Annotated in this window: 14 protein-coding genes and 1 pseudogene; 6 read left to right on the top strand and 9 right to left on the bottom strand. The window is 41.0% G+C overall.

From position 1 onward, the window contains the following. Positions 1-3 precede the first annotated feature (3 nt). Entirely contained in the window at positions 4-576 is a 573-nt protein-coding gene (locus ACM5QX_RS04340; protein WP_011321596.1) for a nitrate transporter, read from the bottom strand. Between the two features lie 667 nt (positions 577-1,243). On the opposite strand from ACM5QX_RS04340, the gene ACM5QX_RS04335 reads away from it, so the two are divergent. Further along, the gene (locus ACM5QX_RS04335; RefSeq protein WP_414752526.1) at positions 1,244-2,116 is read left to right on the top strand and encodes a peptidoglycan recognition family protein; all 873 of its coding nucleotides are present in this window, start codon (positions 1,244-1,246) and stop codon (positions 2,114-2,116) included. A 278-nt stretch (positions 2,117-2,394) separates the two neighbouring features. On the opposite strand, the gene ACM5QX_RS04330 is transcribed toward ACM5QX_RS04335, so the two are convergent. Further along, a complete protein-coding gene (locus ACM5QX_RS04330; RefSeq protein WP_414752525.1) occupies positions 2,395-3,318 on the bottom strand; it encodes a nucleoside hydrolase in 924 nt (307 codons plus the stop codon). 16 nt (positions 3,319-3,334) lie between these two features. Between ACM5QX_RS04330 and ACM5QX_RS04325 the strand changes: the two genes are divergently transcribed. Then, positions 3,335-3,766 (top strand): nucleoside deaminase, encoded by a 432-nt coding sequence (locus ACM5QX_RS04325; protein ID WP_414752524.1) that lies wholly within the window; start codon positions 3,335-3,337, stop codon positions 3,764-3,766. 185 nt (positions 3,767-3,951) lie between these two features. Here ACM5QX_RS04325 and leuS read toward each other — a convergent pair whose 3' ends face one another. Then, positions 3,952-6,570, bottom strand: a complete 2,619-nt coding sequence (gene leuS, locus ACM5QX_RS04320) for a leucine--tRNA ligase (protein WP_414752523.1) — start codon at positions 6,568-6,570, stop codon at positions 3,952-3,954. Positions 6,571-6,657: 87 nt separating this feature from the next. Here leuS and ACM5QX_RS04315 point away from each other — a divergent pair. Beyond that, a pseudogene (locus ACM5QX_RS04315) lies at positions 6,658-7,124 on the top strand (gamma-glutamylcyclotransferase). Here ACM5QX_RS04315 and ACM5QX_RS04310 read toward each other — a convergent pair. The 3 genes from ACM5QX_RS04310 to ACM5QX_RS04300 all read right to left on the bottom strand — a co-directional run bounded on the left by ACM5QX_RS04310 (position 7,121) and on the right by ACM5QX_RS04300 (position 9,533). After that, the gene (locus tag ACM5QX_RS04310) at positions 7,121-7,726 is read right to left on the bottom strand and encodes an anti-sigma factor family protein (protein WP_011321590.1); all 606 of its coding nucleotides are present in this window, start codon (positions 7,724-7,726) and stop codon (positions 7,121-7,123) included. The pseudogene ACM5QX_RS04315 and the gene ACM5QX_RS04310 overlap by 4 nt on opposite strands. 155 nt (positions 7,727-7,881) lie before the next feature. Next, positions 7,882-8,538 (bottom strand): sigma-70 family RNA polymerase sigma factor, encoded by a 657-nt coding sequence (locus ACM5QX_RS04305; protein WP_011321589.1) that lies wholly within the window; start codon positions 8,536-8,538, stop codon positions 7,882-7,884. Positions 8,539-9,338: 800 nt separating this feature from the next. Continuing rightward, a complete protein-coding gene (locus ACM5QX_RS04300; protein WP_011321588.1) occupies positions 9,339-9,533 on the bottom strand; it encodes a hypothetical protein in 195 nt (64 codons plus the stop codon). A 230-nt stretch (positions 9,534-9,763) separates the two neighbouring features. Here ACM5QX_RS04300 and ACM5QX_RS04295 point away from each other — a divergent pair, with 230 nt between their 5' ends. Beyond that, a complete protein-coding gene (locus ACM5QX_RS04295) occupies positions 9,764-10,582 on the top strand; it encodes a L,D-transpeptidase (RefSeq protein WP_414752522.1) in 819 nt (272 codons plus the stop codon). Between the two features lie 70 nt (positions 10,583-10,652). Here ACM5QX_RS04295 and ACM5QX_RS04290 read toward each other — a convergent pair whose 3' ends face one another. Both ACM5QX_RS04290 and ACM5QX_RS04285 read right to left on the bottom strand, forming a co-directional pair. Continuing rightward, positions 10,653-11,192 carry a late competence development ComFB family protein gene (locus ACM5QX_RS04290; RefSeq protein ID WP_010997428.1) on the bottom strand — a complete coding sequence of 180 codons (540 nt, stop codon included), beginning with the start codon at positions 11,190-11,192 and terminating at the stop codon, positions 10,653-10,655. Between the two features lie 128 nt (positions 11,193-11,320). After that, entirely contained in the window at positions 11,321-12,259 is a 939-nt protein-coding gene (locus ACM5QX_RS04285; protein ID WP_414752521.1) for a M23 family metallopeptidase, read from the bottom strand. 426 nt (positions 12,260-12,685) lie between these two features. Between ACM5QX_RS04285 and ACM5QX_RS04280 the strand changes: the two genes are divergently transcribed. Further along, positions 12,686-15,355: an MASE1 domain-containing protein gene (locus ACM5QX_RS04280; RefSeq protein ID WP_414752520.1), complete on the top strand. Its 2,670-nt coding sequence runs from the start codon at positions 12,686-12,688 to the stop codon at positions 15,353-15,355. A 12-nt stretch (positions 15,356-15,367) separates the two neighbouring features. Next, a complete protein-coding gene (locus tag ACM5QX_RS04275; RefSeq protein WP_414752519.1) occupies positions 15,368-16,249 on the top strand; it encodes a sugar phosphate nucleotidyltransferase in 882 nt (293 codons plus the stop codon). 95 nt (positions 16,250-16,344) lie between these two features. On the opposite strand, the gene ACM5QX_RS04270 is transcribed toward ACM5QX_RS04275, so the two are convergent. Beyond that, complete coding sequence (locus tag ACM5QX_RS04270; protein WP_414752518.1) at positions 16,345-17,430, bottom strand: S66 peptidase family protein; 1,086 nt, start codon at positions 17,428-17,430, stop codon at positions 16,345-16,347. Between the last annotated feature and the right edge of the window lie 123 nt (positions 17,431-17,553).

The raw sequence follows: 17,553 nt of genomic DNA, 5'->3' as shown, positions 1-17,553 counted from the left end.
ACTTCAGGAAGATTTCTTACTATCTGTTACCATTTGGGCTAGAAGATAACCTGTGTAATCTATAAACTGATCTAGCAAAAATCCAATAATACCAATGTAGAGTATGCCCTCAATTATGTAGTTGCTATTACCTGATTTATAACTATTCCACAACAAAGCACCAAGTCCTTTAGATGCGAGTAACATTTCTATAGCGATAACAGTAAACCACGCTACCCAAATTCCTACTTTCAGTGCATGAGATGTATGAAAGATAACGGCGCGAAAGTTATTATTTTGTCTACGGAAATGTTGAATTCCCATAGCAGTATTAATAGTAATCGTCCAAAGGCTAGCCATAAAAATTACTACTGCTATAGCTGATTCACTCTCTTGAAAAATAACCAATGTCAGGGGGAGAACGGCAATAGGAGGAATACTATTAGGGATCTGAAAAATCCGCCGCATCAATTGATATACAGCAACATTTATACCTATAAGATATCCAATGAAACTGCCGAATATAGCGGCGGGAATGTAACCTACAAATAATTTTTGCAAGCTAGTTAAGACATCTAAAAATATACTTTGATCCATGCCTCAGTGCTTATTTGAAACGTCTGAGAAATACTGCGGCAAGCAAAAAATGGCTAATAGATGAACAATCAAGATAAATTAAAGTGTTGATTTAAATATATCAGTAAATTCAATTAAAAATCAAAAAACAAAGAAAATCTCAAGGATTTATTTGTTTTGCGGTAGATACTATATTTAGTATTATAATTTCCGTTAGCTAATATACGGTAATTCGCATTTTATAAGACTCGATTTCATATAAATTAAGGTTGTATCCAAAATACGAAATTTACTTCGGTACATCTTAAAAAATTTCTTGCTTTTGTCCCCAATGATACAAAGCGAAGATGTGCTAACCGTTATAGAAACAGACATACATCGAATTACTGTTGAGAGAGCAATACCTTCGATAACCAACAAAACCAGAGCAGTCCAAAATAGCTCTTTACCATCTCATTTAGTAATTGGTCTGTCAGTAATAATGAGCCTATCGCCAAGAGATTCGATGCGGGATGTAAATGAATGGGCAATTCAAAATAAAAAACATACAATTAAACAATATTAAATCTCCGTATTTATCTCCCTGGAGAAATACTTTTTATTGCCAAAAAAATTCTACTTATAACCTATTCTGTAACAAGAGAAGTATATTAAGATTAATTAAGGCAGCATTATTAATTATAAAAAAATGAATTTCCGTGACTGGGCTACCAGAGTTACGCTAATTTTTCTCATGTTAGCCGCTTTGATATTGGCGTTATTAGCAGGAAAATCTACACAGTTACAACAAAATACAGCAACACCATCAAACTCAGATATAGCTACTTGGAGACAATATCCTCAGATACAAATCCAGTCCGAAATAAACCAAGGTGGCAAAGCCCAAGATATTGGCAATTTTCCAGTTATAACTAATCAGTCTTCTGATAGATATATAACTACTCAAGCGTTTGCTAAGTACAAGCCAAAATTAGAAATTGCGGCTGTACATCCAAGTAATTATGGTGAACGTTATGCCCAAGATATGAATGGGTTACCGATAAAAAATCAACCAATTATCGTTCTCCATGAAACTAGTAACTCTGCTACTAGTGCAGTTAACTTTTTCCAAACGCCCCATACAGATGAAAACGTCCAGGCAAGTTACCACGCCATAATTAAATTAGATGGAACTGTTTTATATTTAGTCCCGCCAGAAAAGCGAGCCTTTGGCGCTGCTAACTCAGTTTTTGATGGCGCAGAGGGTATTGAAACTGTGCAAACTAATCCTAAATTACCACCATCTGTCAATAATTTTGCCTATCACGTTTCTCTAGAAACACCACCAGATGGACGCGGTAATAATTTCCTAAAATCTCATAGTGGCTATACCCCAGAGCAGTATAACTCCTTAGCTTGGTTAATTGCTCAAAGCCAAGTACCAGAATATCGCATCACTACACACAAAGCAGTAGACCGTTCGAGCCAGAGAGTTGACCCCTTAAGTTTTGATTTTGATAAATTCTTAGAATTACTCAATACTTATCGTCAAGTAAGTCCAGTTTATAGAGCGCAAAAATAATTCCAAACAACTTAGAGACTTCCAGATAAAAAAATATCCAAAATGTAGGGCGCATCAGTATGAACAATTTCTGAGTATAGTTAGGTTCTATGGCACTGACGCACCCTACCAAATTATCTCAACACTTATCGTCAAATAAGTCCAATTTATAGAGCGCAAAAATATTTTCAAACAACTCAATTACGATTCATTAAATCCGCTCAGGCGGACTTCGTGGAGGATGTCAATTCCTCAACTTTCCATTTTTTGAATTTTGAATTTTGAATTTTGAATTGGTATTACCTTGCCCACTGCTGCAAAATATAAGCATAAAAAGCATCCTTATCCACTTTATCCATAGCTAAAATCTTACGTCCACCAGCGACAACTTTAGTCCGTCCCTGACTCAAACCACTAGTAATAATTTCTGTCTCCCATTCGCGGAGTTGATAAAACTCTGGATGTCCTAAATAAGCCGTTGCTAGCACATCCCAAAAATAATAATCTTGTGGGATAACTAAGGCATAACATTGTCCAGCTAAATCAGATACGGGATAATGGCGTTGTCGCCCCATTTTGTATACTAACTCCGATGTTACTGGTACATTGTTAGTCAAATCTAAGGGACACATAATTATATTAATATCGCTTTGCCATACTCGTGCAGCTGAAACTGCATCCCAATAAACATTCCATTCAGCAGACCCATCTTGTCCAGCCTCTAAACTTTTTTCCACATTACCGGGAACATTCAAAGCGCCACCCATCCACACAATCTTTTCAATCTTGGCTTCAATGTCTGGTGCTTTGTCTAAAGCAACTGCAACTGTTGTGAGTGGGCCTGTCACCATTAGTGTTACGGGTTCCAGCGCTTCTCGCAATACTCTGACCATAAAATCTTGACCAGTTTCCTCAACCAGAGGTGTATGAATCAATTCGTTTTGATTGAGAATAGGCAGATGGTCAACAATAAACGAATCACGCCGATACAGCCGAGGAAAAGGATTAATCCCACGTACAGTACTTTCTGCCACTGGGATATGAGAAAATCCCATCAAATCGATAATTTTACGCGTAGCACTTACCGCAGGCTGGACATAACAATCAGCAGGAGTAACGACGACACCCAGGAGTTGAATATGCTCCATCGTCAACAGGAGCATGGTTGCTAGATAATCATCTACACCACCATCATGATCCATTAACACTAGTTGTTTTGTCATATAAGGAGGATGAAAAATGGATGAGTTTATGCAGGTCGCCATTCAAGAAGCAACACAAGGTAGACAAGAAGGAGGTATTCCCATTGGTTCCGTGCTTGTCAAAGATGGCAAAGTTCTCGGCAGAGGACATAATAAACGTGTACAAGACCGTGACCCTGTTACTCATGCCGAGATCGATTGTCTCCGTAATGCTGGCAGAATTGGCAGTTACAGAGGTACCATATTATATTCAACCTTAATGCCGTGTTATTTATGCGCTGGGGCTGTGGTGCAATTTGGTATTAAGAAAGTCATCGTGGGTGAATCTAGAACTTTTCCGGGCGCTAAAGATTTTATGGTGTCCCACGGTGTGGAAGTTATTGATTTAAATTTAGATGAATGCGAACAGATGATGAGTGAGTTTATTCAAGCCAATCCTGAACTATGGAATGAGGATATCGGCAATTAGACGTTCTTCATAACTATGAAACCTCCGCGTCTATTTGCGTAAACTTTGAACCTCCTCTGTGTTTAAAAACAAAAAAATGCCGCAATACCTTGGTGGGGATTACGGCAGTCATTATGAATTGACTGAGGAAAAGACAGCTTTGGTACGCCGACCTCTAACGCTTTTCTCCAGAAACACGCCAATAGTTAAGCAACGACAAAATTAACTAACTTTCCAGGTACGACAATTACCTTTTTAATTTCCTTACCTTCCAGGTGACGCTGCACAACTTCTGATTCGCGGGCGTATTTCTCCAACTCAGCTTTATCAGCTTGTGACGGAACTTGAATATCAGCACGCTTCTTACCATTCACTTGAATCACCAAAGTGATTTCATCGGCAACTAAAGCGGTTGGGTCAAAAGCAGGCCAGGTTTGCGTATGCACTGATTCGCTATTACCCAACAGTTGCCAAAATTCTTCCGCAATGTGTGGTGCAAAGGGAGCCAGCAACACCACTAATGTGTGGATACCTTCAGCATAAACCCGTGAATCTTTGCCGTTAGCATCAGTAAGGGCGTTACTTAATTTCATCAACTCAGAAATAGCAGTATTAAACTGATACTCATCCTCTAAATCTTCAGTCACCGACTGAATTGCACTGTGAATTGCCCGCCGTAAATCTTTTTCTGACTTGCTCAATTCACCAGATTTATTTTTAGGGTTTACCCCAGATGCAACATAATCTGTCACCAAACGCCAAACCCGATTTAAAAAGCGGAATTGTCCTTCTACATCAGCTTCATCCCATTCCAAATCTTTTTCTGGCGGCGCTTTAAACAAGATGAACATCCGTGCTGTGTCTACACCATATTTAGCAATGACATCTTCCGGTGCGACACCATTGCCTTTAGATTTAGACATGGTAGCGTAAAGGCGTTGCAGTGGTTCACCTGTTTGGGGGTCACGAGGGTCATTGGGGTTAACTAAATGGGAAGGAACCCACTTATCTTTACCACCCTTGTTTGGATTGAAGTAAGTTAAACCTTGTACCATCCCTTGAGTTAACAAACGTTCAAAGGGTTCATCAAAGTTCAACAAACCGCGATCGCGCAGCACTTTAGTAAAGAATCGGGAATACAATAAGTGTAAAATCGCGTGTTCAATACCGCCTACATATTGGTCTACGGGCATCCAGTCATTGGTTTTTGCTGATTCAAATACCTGTGCTTCGTTCCTAGCATCAGTAAACCGCAAGAAATACCACGAGGAATCAATAAAGGTATCCATCGTATCGGTTTCCCGTTTGGCAGGAGTACCACAGGTAGGACAAGGCACATTGACCCAGCTTTCCAACTGTGCTAACGGTGAACCACCGCGCCCAGTAAATTCCACCTCTTCTGGTAAAATGACTGGCAAATCTTTGTCTGGCACTGGTACTATCCCACAGTTGGGACAATGAATGACAGGAATTGGTGCGCCCCAATAACGTTGCCGAGAAATCAACCAGTCCCGCAAGCGATATTGAATACGTTCTTTGCCAAAACCTGTTTCTGCGGCATATTTCACGATCGCTTGCTTGGCATCTGTGGAAGTCATGCCAGTAAAAGCCCCAGAATTAATTAAGATTCCTGGCTCTGTGTAGGCTTGGTTATATTCTATCTGCACAACTTGTGTGACTTCTTCTGTCTCTGATGTTGGGCTGAGGTCAAAACCTGCCACATCATCTGGGGCTGCAATGACAAAATCAATGGGCAAGTCATATCTTTGAGCAAATTTAAAATCCCGTACATCATGGGCAGGTACACCCATCACAGCCCCAGTACCATACTCATACAGTACATAGTCAGCAATCCAAATGGGTACTTCTTCCCCTGTAAACGGGTTGATTGCTTTACCACCGGTTGCTACACCGCGTTTAGGTTTATCTTCGGCGGTACGTTCCAACTCGCTTTGATTTGTCACCTCTTGAATAAAGGTGTCTACTACTGCTTGTTGAGTTTTGCTGGTGACTTGTTTGGTGAGGGGGTGTTCTGGTGCCAATACTACATAGCTAACACCGTAAACTGTATCAGGCCGGGTGGTATACACAGCAATTTTCTCAGTGCTGCCGACAATGGGAAATTCTAAATACGCGCCTACAGATTTCCCTATCCAGTTCGCCTGCATCAATTTGACGCGTTCTGGCCAACCGGTCAATTTATCTAAGTCGTTTAATAATTCTTCGGCGTAGTCGGTAATCTTTAAAAACCACTGCCTGAGCAATTTACGCTCAACGATCGCACCACTGCGCCAAGAACGACCTTCGTTATCAACCTGCTCGTTTGCCAATACAGTTTGGTCAATGGGGTCCCAGTTGACGGCTGCTTCTTTTTGGTAAGCTAACCCCGCCTGCAAGAACTGTAAGAAAATCCACTGCGTCCATTTGTAATAATCTGGCGAACAGGTGGCAACTTCGCTATCCCAGTCAATGGATAAACCAAGACGCTGCAATTGTTGCCGCATTTGGGTAATGTTTTGATAAGTCCAGTTGGCAGGAGGTACACCACGGTCAATGGCGGCGTTTTCTGCTGGTAAGCCAAAGGCATCCCATCCCATTGGATGCAGTACCCGATACCCTTGCATTCGTTTGAGGCGGGCAATCACATCTGTAATTGTGTAATTACGGACGTGACCCATGTGTAGGCTGCCCGATGGATAGGGAAACATGGATAGAGCGTAGAATTTTGGTTTATTGCTTTGTGTTTGGGTCTTATCTAAACCAAGTTCTACCCATGTTTTTTGCCATTTTTCCTCAAGTATTGCGGGGTTGTATCGGGAGTCCACCAAAAATTCTCCTACTGGCTCTGTAATCTTGTTTGCCTACATATTGTAGATGATGGTAGGCAAAGGAATCAGTCGGTTAAAAAAGGGATGACACAATTAAAAACAGAATTTTCCGGCGGAGTGCGGGTTTTGTTTACGGCACTCTCAAACCAGGTGAAGGAAATCATCAAACATATTGTGCTGGCAAGGTAGTGTCAGCCGAAAAAGCAACTACACTAGGCCAGTTATTTGCTTTGCCAATGGGCTATCCAGCCATGACGACGGGGAAAAGTACCGTTCATGGATATTTACTTTCTTTTGCTGATTTAGGAATTCTAGATGCTTTAGACACGCTAGAAGATTATCAGCCTGAGCGAGAAATGTCAGAGAATCTTTACAATCGCCTGGAGGTTAAAGTAAAAAATCCCCTGGGTTTGTCTCTCGGATGGGCTTGGGTATACTTGATGAACCCAGCGAAAGTGGAGATGCTAAAAGGTACTCACCTACCTGATGGTTGGTGGAGTAGCCACAATAAATTTCAGCATCAAAGTGCCGACTACACATTTGGAGATTAGTTGATATCTGGGGGAATCTCTCCTAGTTGTGGCTGCGGCTGTATAAATTTGGTAGGTGAGGCTACGGCCGCTTTAGGAATTTCAATTACTGGGTTGTTCAAGGCTATCATGGGCAGTGCATCTGGCGTGGTGACAGCTTGAGTAGGCTGTTCTTGGGGTTGTTGGGCTAGTTGGGGTATGCCAGTTTGCCGCCCTGGTAGCCAGTTAGTAACAGCACCAATCACACAAGCTGCAACAGCCGCACCACCTAATTTCCAAGCTAATCGAGAACGGCGGTTAACTTTGGCAAATACTTGCTCTGCTGTTGTTTCTGGTGATTGTTGTGCTGTTGGTATGGGCATAGTTCGTATGCCTTGCCTTAGCTTTAATAGTCGGGAATAGAGGCGCTGTACTGCCACATCGTTGGCTAACCAGTCTTCGACTTGCCGACGTTCTGCGGCTGTCACCTCTCCATCAAGGTAAGCACTTAATAATTCAAAGCGATCGCGCTTCACCATATCCATAGCACCCGTTGCTTCGTTGGTATGCCTAGCCATCTTTTGTGGTAAATCTCTCGAAAATTGCCGCCGACAACGGTCATTAAAATTAGAATCAGTAGTCATACTAACATTATTACCAATTCATCCACGGGCAGAAGGGGGACAACCTTGAGAGGTTTATTAATTCTTTTAATGATGGCAAGGGCATGATACAGGTTCCTCACAATTCTTAATCAATAGTTAAATTCTCCCATAGGATAGATTAAGGATATTGTAAATTAGGCATCAAGATAAGTTTGCAATTGAGTTTGCAATCTGGATCTAGCTCTAGCAATTCTCGACTTGACTGTTCCCAAGGATACACCTGTGATTTCGGCGATTTCTTCGTATGCCATACCCTCGATTTCTCTCAGAACAATGGTAGTGCGGAATACTTCTGGTAAATCCGCGATCGCCTCTCGCAGTTGTTCGTAAAATTCTCTAGTTGTCAGTTCTTCCTCTGGCCCTGGTGTATCTCCAGCAATTTCCCAATCCATTTCGCCATCATCTACAGAACGGGGAGCATCTAATGACAAAGGACTTACAACCCGCTTGCGTTTACGCAATTCGTCATAAAACAAATTAGTGGCAATCCGGCTTAACCAGCCCCTAAACTTAGATGGTTCTTGCAATCGGTTAATATTCCGATACACGCGAATCCAAACTTCTTGAGCCAAGTCGGCTCTGTCTGACCAATCAGGGGCTAAGTGATACAAAACTCTATCAACCTGGGTTTGATAGCGGCGCAATAGCTCGGCAAACGCAACACGATCAGGACGCAGCCCTAATTGACAGCGCAAAATTAAATCGTGGTTCGAGAGTTTGTCAACTTGCACCGATGCTTCTGAACACCTCGCATCAACCGTTGACCAGGATACAGTAATCGATTGACTCATAGATCGTACTGGCGTTAATTCATCCCTATCTATTAGACCTGCTAATGGGCCGCTTGTTCCTGAATTACGTGACGGATTTAAGACTGTAACACTGACTTCTGCGATATTGGGTGCATTTGGTCTGACGCACAAGGTCAATCTTGTTCTTGGGGATTATTTTTGTTCATCTGCCCAGTCAAGGCTATATTACATATGGTTGTGGAGCTAATGCCAAGTGACTGATTATAGTTGACATAATCATAAATATATGCTTAAGGCTATTTGATCAATATGCAGATTGTTATCTACTAATTAAGTAACTGTGCAACTGGTTTTCATAGAAAATTATCTATGTATAAGAAAGATAAAAAGGGAGGAAAGTAATTTTTATATAATTTTTGTGGCAATTTTACCAGATAGACTTTACTATTTCTAAAGCATCTTAATTTAGTGAAAAATAAGTCATAATTTCAGTACTTTCAAACCCAATATAAATATGAATTCATGACATCAGAAACTGTACAAGTTTGTCTTCTAGAATCTAGGAGATATGTCCGATTTTCTTGCTTGGGCAATAGCCATGTTGATTATGATGAAATAGAAAACTTAGTTATTTGGCTGACAGAAACTAGCTCTATTAGACTCTATTATTAGTAATAATACCAACCTAAAAAAAATAATGAGGTAGAGTGATGCACATCATCTAGATACAGAAAGTAATTCTCAACTCAAATTAAAAAACTACCTCGCTAATGCTTTTCAGTCGGATACTGGGAAAACATAGTATCAGAAATTTCTGGGACTGTAGTAACTGGAAAGTGTCATTTTTCCGGTATTTTGACCAAAATTGTTGTTGATGTATCTATATTTTGTTGATAAATAGCACCAGAATTGGTTTGATCAGGGACGTGAACCTGAAAAAATAAATTGAGGGCAAATGTAATCGTGACTGCTAGCCATAGTTTTTCTAACATGGTCTTTCTCCCACCCACACCACTAAAGATTGATTGCTGCACTTGGAAAGTGCCGCCGATAAGTTCGATGTTAAAAATTCTCTCCTCGACACTTCAGCGAAACAAATTTCTGCTCCAGAATTTGTCTATTTGTAATGCCTATATATCCTTAGTCTGCCCAAGTGTATAGGCATAGTTATGAGGGAACAGATAAGAATTTATAAATTCTTGATAATTAGAGAATAAAAATATTCAATTAGTCGGCTGAATATGTCAGGGATAAACAATAGGCGATGGCAATGGTAAGAAATGAATCTGTAGGGCGTATGGTAATGTTTCTTTGCTTTGGCACAGCCATATTATCGTTAGCTGTGCATTGGCGCATTACTACAGCGCAGGGTCAGTTTAAAAAGCCAGTCTCCACCACAACAAACCGCCCTGGAGAGGTTTATAAGGGGGGTTTAGGCGAAACCGCTTTTGGCGCACCTGCACCTTTTGGTGCCACTACTCCAGATAAACTATCTCGACCGCAGTCTTCGGCTATTAAATCTCATAATAAGTCGGATACTGTTAGCCAAAATGTAGCTTTAGCGACTAACTCACCTAAAAAAACACAGTTATTAACACCAGAGTCAAGAAAAAACGCCGATTTATCAGATCAAAGCCAGTTACGATTATCTCAACCTGCGGCACATAGAAAAACATCTAATAAGCTAGAAAATGCCAAGAAGGAAGTGGTGGTTGATTTAAGCGATCGCCGCACTTACGTTTATTCTGGAGATGTAGTGATAGCTAGTTACCCAATTGCTGTAGGTAAGAGGGGTTGGGAAACGCCTACGGGTACTTTCAATGTGTCACATATGGAACATGACCCCATCTGGCGACACCCCATCACAGGCAAAGTGTTCCCTGCTGGTGTTGATAGTCCTTTAGGGGAAAGATGGATTGGTTTTTGGTCTGATGGACGTAATAAAATCGGCTTTCACGGCACACCAGACACTCATCTTCTGGGAACAGCTATTTCTCACGGCTGTTTGAGGATGCGTAATTCTGATGTCCGTTTGCTTTATGACCAAGTAGAAGTGGGGACACCTGTGATAGTACAGGATTAGTCAGTTGTAAGTAGTCATTGGTCAGTGGTAAAACCGAAAAAGTAACGACTAACAACTGACAACTGACTAATTATGAAGATTTCTGCTCAAAACTAGGGGCGTAGACTTGTAATAAACTGCTAACTTGACGCAAGACTTCATTGCCAGTAGTTTTTGTGGACACAGGTGTTCTGTTGTCGTTTGGCTGATCAAGATTAAGGTTGATTGCCTCACTTACCTGCTGGGCGATTAATTCCTGAAGTTCTGCTTTGGCGCGTATGCGCTGGTAGCTAGCACCTTCTTCTGTGGTGGCGTATAAGGGGGGTAAGCGGTTGAGGGCATAAGCGGCAATATCCCCGACATCGATGGAACTCTCGCTAGTAGCTTCAATTTCTGCTACTCTGGCGATCGCTTCGGTTAATACCAACTCTTCCATCACGTTAATGAACTGCTTGCGAGGAACCGCCACTACCTCACCAGTCAATAACGCTCCCATCAACCTATCCAACGCCATATACTCTTCTATCGAGAGTTCTGAGGCGTTATCACAGATGCGTCCAACTTCTGCTTCCATTGCTGGCGTAAGATAACCATCCTGGAGAGCTTGTTCTACAATTTTCTCGATACTCATAACGCTCATCTTAAATTTAAGCCACCCAAGCAAGGTAAGGACGGAACCGATTCAAACTTATTTTGTCTAACTCATTATCGACAAAAAATATACAAAGTCAACAACAGAAACGACTAATTACGCCTCTATTATTCAAAAGTTTTGTTTTTCCATGAGGTTGGGTCAATAGACTGACCGTTAACATACAGACCCCAGTGTAGGTGCGGCCCGGTAGAAGCCCCTGTAGAACCCACTGCGCCGATTAATTGTCCAGCTTTTACCAAGTCACCTTCTTTGACATTAATTCGACTCAGGTGCATGAAAATACTGACAACCCCTTGGCCGTGGTCAATGCCAACTACATTACCATGAACTCTAAATCCTTGGGCTACCCTGCCGACTAAAGCTACCTTACCAGCAGCCGGGGCAACTACACGCGAACCGGCTGCACCAGCATAGTCAAGACCGCGATGGTAGTAGTCATTGGCAAATTTCCCGTTGTAGTAGCGACGTACACCATAAAGTGTGCTGAGTCGTCCTGTATTTGGTCTCAGGAATGGCCCATTCCAATACTTTTGTGATGTTTGTAACGCTTTAAAGGCTGCAACACGGTTGAGTTCGTATTCAGTCGCACCGTCAGCAGATTTCCCTGGTGGTAAAGTGATGCGCTGTACAGGGAACTTACGAGTAGCTACTGGTACAGATAATTCTTGAACTTGACCATCACCAAATACTCTAATTTTTCTAGTGCCTGGCTTTTCTAGGGGTGTTGTGGGGATAAATGCCCGATACTTATTGGGTGCTACTTCAAAAGCTGGGTAAGTTTTCTCGCCAACAGATACGGTTGGGTTATTGGTATTGTCTGGATTATCTAAATTGATCACTACAGAAACTGTATCCCCCAGGCGGGGATTCTTGGGATTTACCTGTACTTGCAAAGCTTCTACCGGTAATGCCAAGGTAATAGGCAAGGCAGCACATAAACCTATAAATAAATTACCTGGCAAAAAATGATTGCGTTTATCTCCTCTAATATCAAAACTGCATTTGTTTTTTTGATAATTACTATTGGGAATCTTGGTAATCATATAACTCAATAAAGATTTTTTACTTCTGCTGAGAAAAATCTTAGCTGATCGTTGCTAGAGTTTCCTGGCAGAGGCAAATTTTTTTGACTATAAGGTTACGGTCTTTAGAAATTCTCTATGGACTAAACTATACTAAGCGTAATGTATAAAATTGCAAATGATAATTATCTTAACTATCAAGCACTTGCAAAATGCGAAAATTGGATGAGATATTAATGGTTTAACAGTATGTGATTGTCTTTGACTAACTATATCTGATCTCCTACGCTAGTCTGATATGGCTGCATATTGTATTACTCCCCAGTCTAAATGGAAAAGACGAGAAAAAGTGTTTTCATATGTACTGGTGTAGCAGTTCATAATGCCTACTGGTAAAGTCTTGACTGCATGAGCTGAAGCACAAAGCACCCTTCGATGATGTAACCCATGACAGACTCCATGAAAATTGCCATTATGCGTAGATGGCTGATGATTTCACTGTTGGGCTTATTCGCTCTGGTTATTGCTCATGGGATGGCGCTGATTTACCGCATTCAGCCGGGAGTGTCTTTATGGTTTCCTCCATCAGGTGTGGCGATCGCTTTAACTTTTTGGTTCGGCCCTTGTGGTATTATTCTCACCGGCTTGGCTTCTTTTCTCATGTCGCCGTTTTGGGGTTTACATGGTTGGGAGCGATTAATAGCTTTTGTCGATATCATCGAGCCTCTGAGCGCTTGGTTACTGTACCGCCGTCTCTGGAAGGGTTCCCGAACCATTAATACCCTCAAGGATGCCACTCTTTTTACTGTTAGCGCCCCCCTCGTCGCCTGCGCTACTTTGGCGACAATTGGTAGTTTATGTCTTGTCGCTATAGGCAAAATGCCTCTCGCTGGTTTGAGTCATAACATACCCCATTGGTGGTTAGGTAATGCAATTGGAATCATGGCGATTGCACCTACTGCCTTATTAGTTTTTACCCCCTATTTTCAATCTCAAGGCTGGTTACGCCCTACCGAACCACTAAATTCTGGATTTGTTTCTCGAAATTTCCGTCCTTCTTTGCACCTCTTATTAGAATTCAGCGCCATATTACTACTTTGTTTAGCTATAGCAACCTTAACAGTGGCTGAAACTAATCAAAACGGATTTAAGTTACAACAGTTGTCTTTTTTAGGCTTTGTTCCAGTTTTATGGGCTGCAACCCGCTTTGGCGTAACTAGTGGGATGTTAACTTCAAGTTTCTGTGTATTAGTAACGCTATTTGCTTACTTAGTTGCTTACCCTAAAGCAATGTATTTAGCCACTTTTCCAGTACAAGCAGAAGTTTTACACGTCCACAAATTGAGCTTATTGGTACAGTGTGCTGTGAGTTTATTTGTGGGCATTGCTATTACTGAAAGGTCAAGTATTCAAGTAGAGTTAGCAGTAGAAAAAGTGCGTCGTGGGGAATACCAAACCCGCGCAGAATTATCAGAAAAACTTATCCAACTCAATGAATCACTGGTGGAAATCAATGATTGTTTAGAAGAATCTCATCGAGAAAAGGATGAATTACTTCGGCGTGAACAAGCGCTCCGCAGTCGGTTGAGCAATATTTTGTCAAGTATGACTGATGCTTTTATTGCTGTGAATCGAGATTGGGATATTACATATTGCAATCACCAAGCGGCAAAAATTCAAGATTTAGAACCAGAAGACTTGATTGGTAAGAACTACTGGGAACAGTGGGCGAGAACTAAAGGTACAGACTTTGAGCGAGAATATAGGCGATCGCTAGCTGAAAATATTCCAGTCCATTTTGAGGTATTGTACGAACTATGGGATATGTGGTTTGAAGTCCACGCCTATCCGGCTGAAGATGGCTTAGGGATATTTTTTCGGAATATTACTGAACGCAAACAAGCAGAACAAGAACGGGAATATCTGCTGATGCGTGAGCAAATTGCTAGAAGCGAAGCTGAGAGAGCTAATCGTTTAAAGGATGATTTTCTGGCAGTTCTTTCTCACGAATTGCGTACTCCACTTAACCCGATTTTAGGTTGGGCAACTCTACTTAAAAAGCGGAATTTGGAAGAAGCTACGCGCCGACGGGGGATAGAAACAATTGAGCGGAATGCTAAATTACAAATTCAACTTATTGAAGATTTATTAGATGTCTCTCGCATTCAGCAAGGGAAATTAAATTTAAATATCCAGTCGGTGAATTTAGTTAATACGATTGAAGAGGCTTTGGAGACTGTAAGTCTAGCAATAGAGGCGAAAAATATTGATGTTAAAACTGCACTAAACGTCAATTTTTGTATGGTTGCAGGTGATGCTGCTCGTTTACAACAAATTATCTGGAACCTGCTTGCTAATGCCATTAAATTCACTCCTCCCGCAGGACAAATACAGGTAGCCTTAGAAAGAGTTAATAATTCTGCCCAAATTCAAATTCAAGATAATGGCAAGGGAATAAGTTCAGAATTTCTACCTTATGTCTTTGAGTATTTTCGTCAAGCAGATGGCACAATAACAAGACAATTTGGCGGTTTAGGATTAGGGTTGGCTATTGTTAAGCATCTCACAGAACTACATGGTGGCACAGTCAAAGCAGAAAGCGCAGGGGAAGGAATGGGCGCAACATTTACAGTCAATTTACCATTAATGCTTAATGCGCCGCAGAAAGTTCCACAAGTGGGACAGCCAGATAATACTTGGAGTTTAGCTGGACTGTATATTTTGGTAGTAGATGATGATGTTGATACAGGTGAATTCCTGACATTAATGTTAGAACAATCTGGAGCCGAAGTAACAGCAGTGACATCAGCAGGTGAGGCTTTAGAGGTAATAGCCAGAACTAAAGTTGATTTGCTCTTAAGTGATATCGGAATGCCAGGAATAGATGGTTATATGTTGATGCAGTTAATTCGAGCTATGCCTTCAGCAAAAGGTGGTAAAATTCCAGCGATCGCCCTAACTGCTTATGCTGGAGAAATCAACCAAAAACAGGCACTAGCTGCTGGCTTTCAACTGCATTTAGTTAAACCCGTAGAAGCAGAAAAGTTACTTCAGGGTATATCAGGAGTTTTAGCTGCTTCACCGCCAGAATTTAGTTACGTTTCCGTAGAAAATTAAAAATAGTAATTTATGCAAATTCATAAAGTAAGAAAAGCCGTGATTCCGGCTGCTGGTTTTGGTACTAGATTATTTCCAGCTACTAAAGTTGTGAAAAAAGAACTATTCCCAATTATTGATCAAGATGGTAGAGCCAAGCCTGTAATTTTAGCCATTGTGGAAGAAGCTATTAGTGCAGGAATTACAGAAATTGGTATTGTTGTACAGCCTGATGATATAGGAGTTTTTGCTGACTTATTTAAAAATCCACCCGCACCAGAACTTTTACAAAAACTTTCGCCACAAAATCAAGAATATAGTCAATACTTGCAAGAGTTGGGACAGAAAGTTGTTTTATTGACGCAATCAGAACAAGAAGGATATGGCCACGCAGTGTTCTGCGCCAAAGATTGGGTAGGAAATGAATCATTTTTATTAATGTTAGGTGATCATGTTTATAAATCCGACACAGAAAAATCTTGCGCGCAACAAGTTGTAGAGATATACGCACAAGTTCATCAAAGTGTTGTTGGCTTAACTACCATGCCAGCAGCCATAATTAGTAAGGCTGGATGTGTCACAGGAGTGTGGCAAGAGTTTAATTCTATTTTGGAACTAACACAACTTGCAGAAAAACCCAGTACTGATTATGCGCGTGAGCATTTGCGGGTAGAATATATGGCAGAAGATGAGTTTTTATGTGTTTTTGGCTTGTATGTCCTCACACCAAAAATATTTGATTTTCTAGCAGACAGTATAAACCAAAATTTACGCGATCGCGGTGAATTTCAGTTAACAACTTGTTTAGATAAATTGTGTCAAGCAGAAGGAATTACAGGGTATGTGATGCAAGGGCAATGTTTTGATACGGGGCTACCAAATACTTATCGCCAGACATTGATTGATTTTATATAGCTTGCGTTTGAACATCTGTACATTTGTGTTTATTGTAGAAAATACTGTTTAATTCGTACTATAAATAGTATCAATTCATTACAAGTTAGCATTTTTCAATTGACCGCCGCCTCTAATAATTCTATTGTTCCAGCATCAGCGTCGATTTCCACATTTGCGCCAATTGGTAAGATGAATTTATCTTGAATATGACCAATCATTGCACCATACCAAGCGGGTATTTTTAAAGGAGTGATATGGTCTTGTAATACTTCTATTAACGTCTGGGATTTGTCATTGGTTGGCTTACAGTCGGTACATTGACCAAAGATAAAACCGGAAATTCGATATAGTATTCCAGCATTTTTTAACTGCGTCAACATCCTATCTACGCGATAAACATCCTCGTTCACATCTTCCAAAAATAAAATTCTATTTTGCCAACCTGGTAGATAGGGTGAACCAACCATTGCAGATAAAACTGACAAATTACCGCCTACAAGTTGACCTTGCGCTTTTCCTGGTGTGATTGTTTGTACTTTTCCCTCAGGAGAATCTGTATTTTCTAATGTTACTGCTTCTGCATTAAATAAAATACGCTTCAGGTACTCCAGCATAAAGGGAGTCCAGGTAGATGTAGCCACAGGCCCATGAAAAGTGAGAATGCGACTACGGGCATTAATCGCTAATAATAAAGAAGTAATATCGCTATAACCCATGAGAATTTTGGCATGGGAACGAATTAAGGGGTAATTGAGTAAGGGTAAAATCCGATTGCAACCCCAACCCCCACGCATAGCCAGAATTGCTTGAACCGAATCATCTGCAAACATATCATTTACATCTTGGGCGCGGTCAGCATCTCTACCTGCTAAATAACCATAACGGTCTAAAATATGTCTTCCCACCTTAGCTTTTAATCCCAAATTAGTCAGATGTTGCTGGACTACTTCTATATATCGAGGTTCAAAAGTACCAGCCGGCGCAATTAACCCCACCGTATCGCCTACTTGTAAGCGTTGTGGCTTGATGATAGTGTTTGACAATGACCGACCGTTGCTCGTACTCCTCCAAAGACGCAAGCTACGTGTAGTGTCTTGTAGAGAAGACCGTTGCTCACCTTGAGCAGTAAATAGAGGAATCTGAGTAGCTACAGTAGCTAATCCGCAAGTTTTCAGGAATTGCCGACGCTTGATATTCATGAAGGGAGTTTAACTTACAAAGGCGCACAGGAAAAAAGTATTAATAAAAACTTTAGTTGTCGGTCTAAGACCCACTAATATAAAAAATTTGTGTCCGGATGGGAAGCATGAAAGACAAAACTG

The organism is Anabaena sp. CCY 9910 (assembly GCF_963920875.1).
Taxonomy (GTDB): domain Bacteria; phylum Cyanobacteriota; class Cyanobacteriia; order Cyanobacteriales; family Nostocaceae; genus Trichormus; species Trichormus variabilis.
This window is presented reverse-complemented; position numbering and strand designations above follow the sequence as displayed.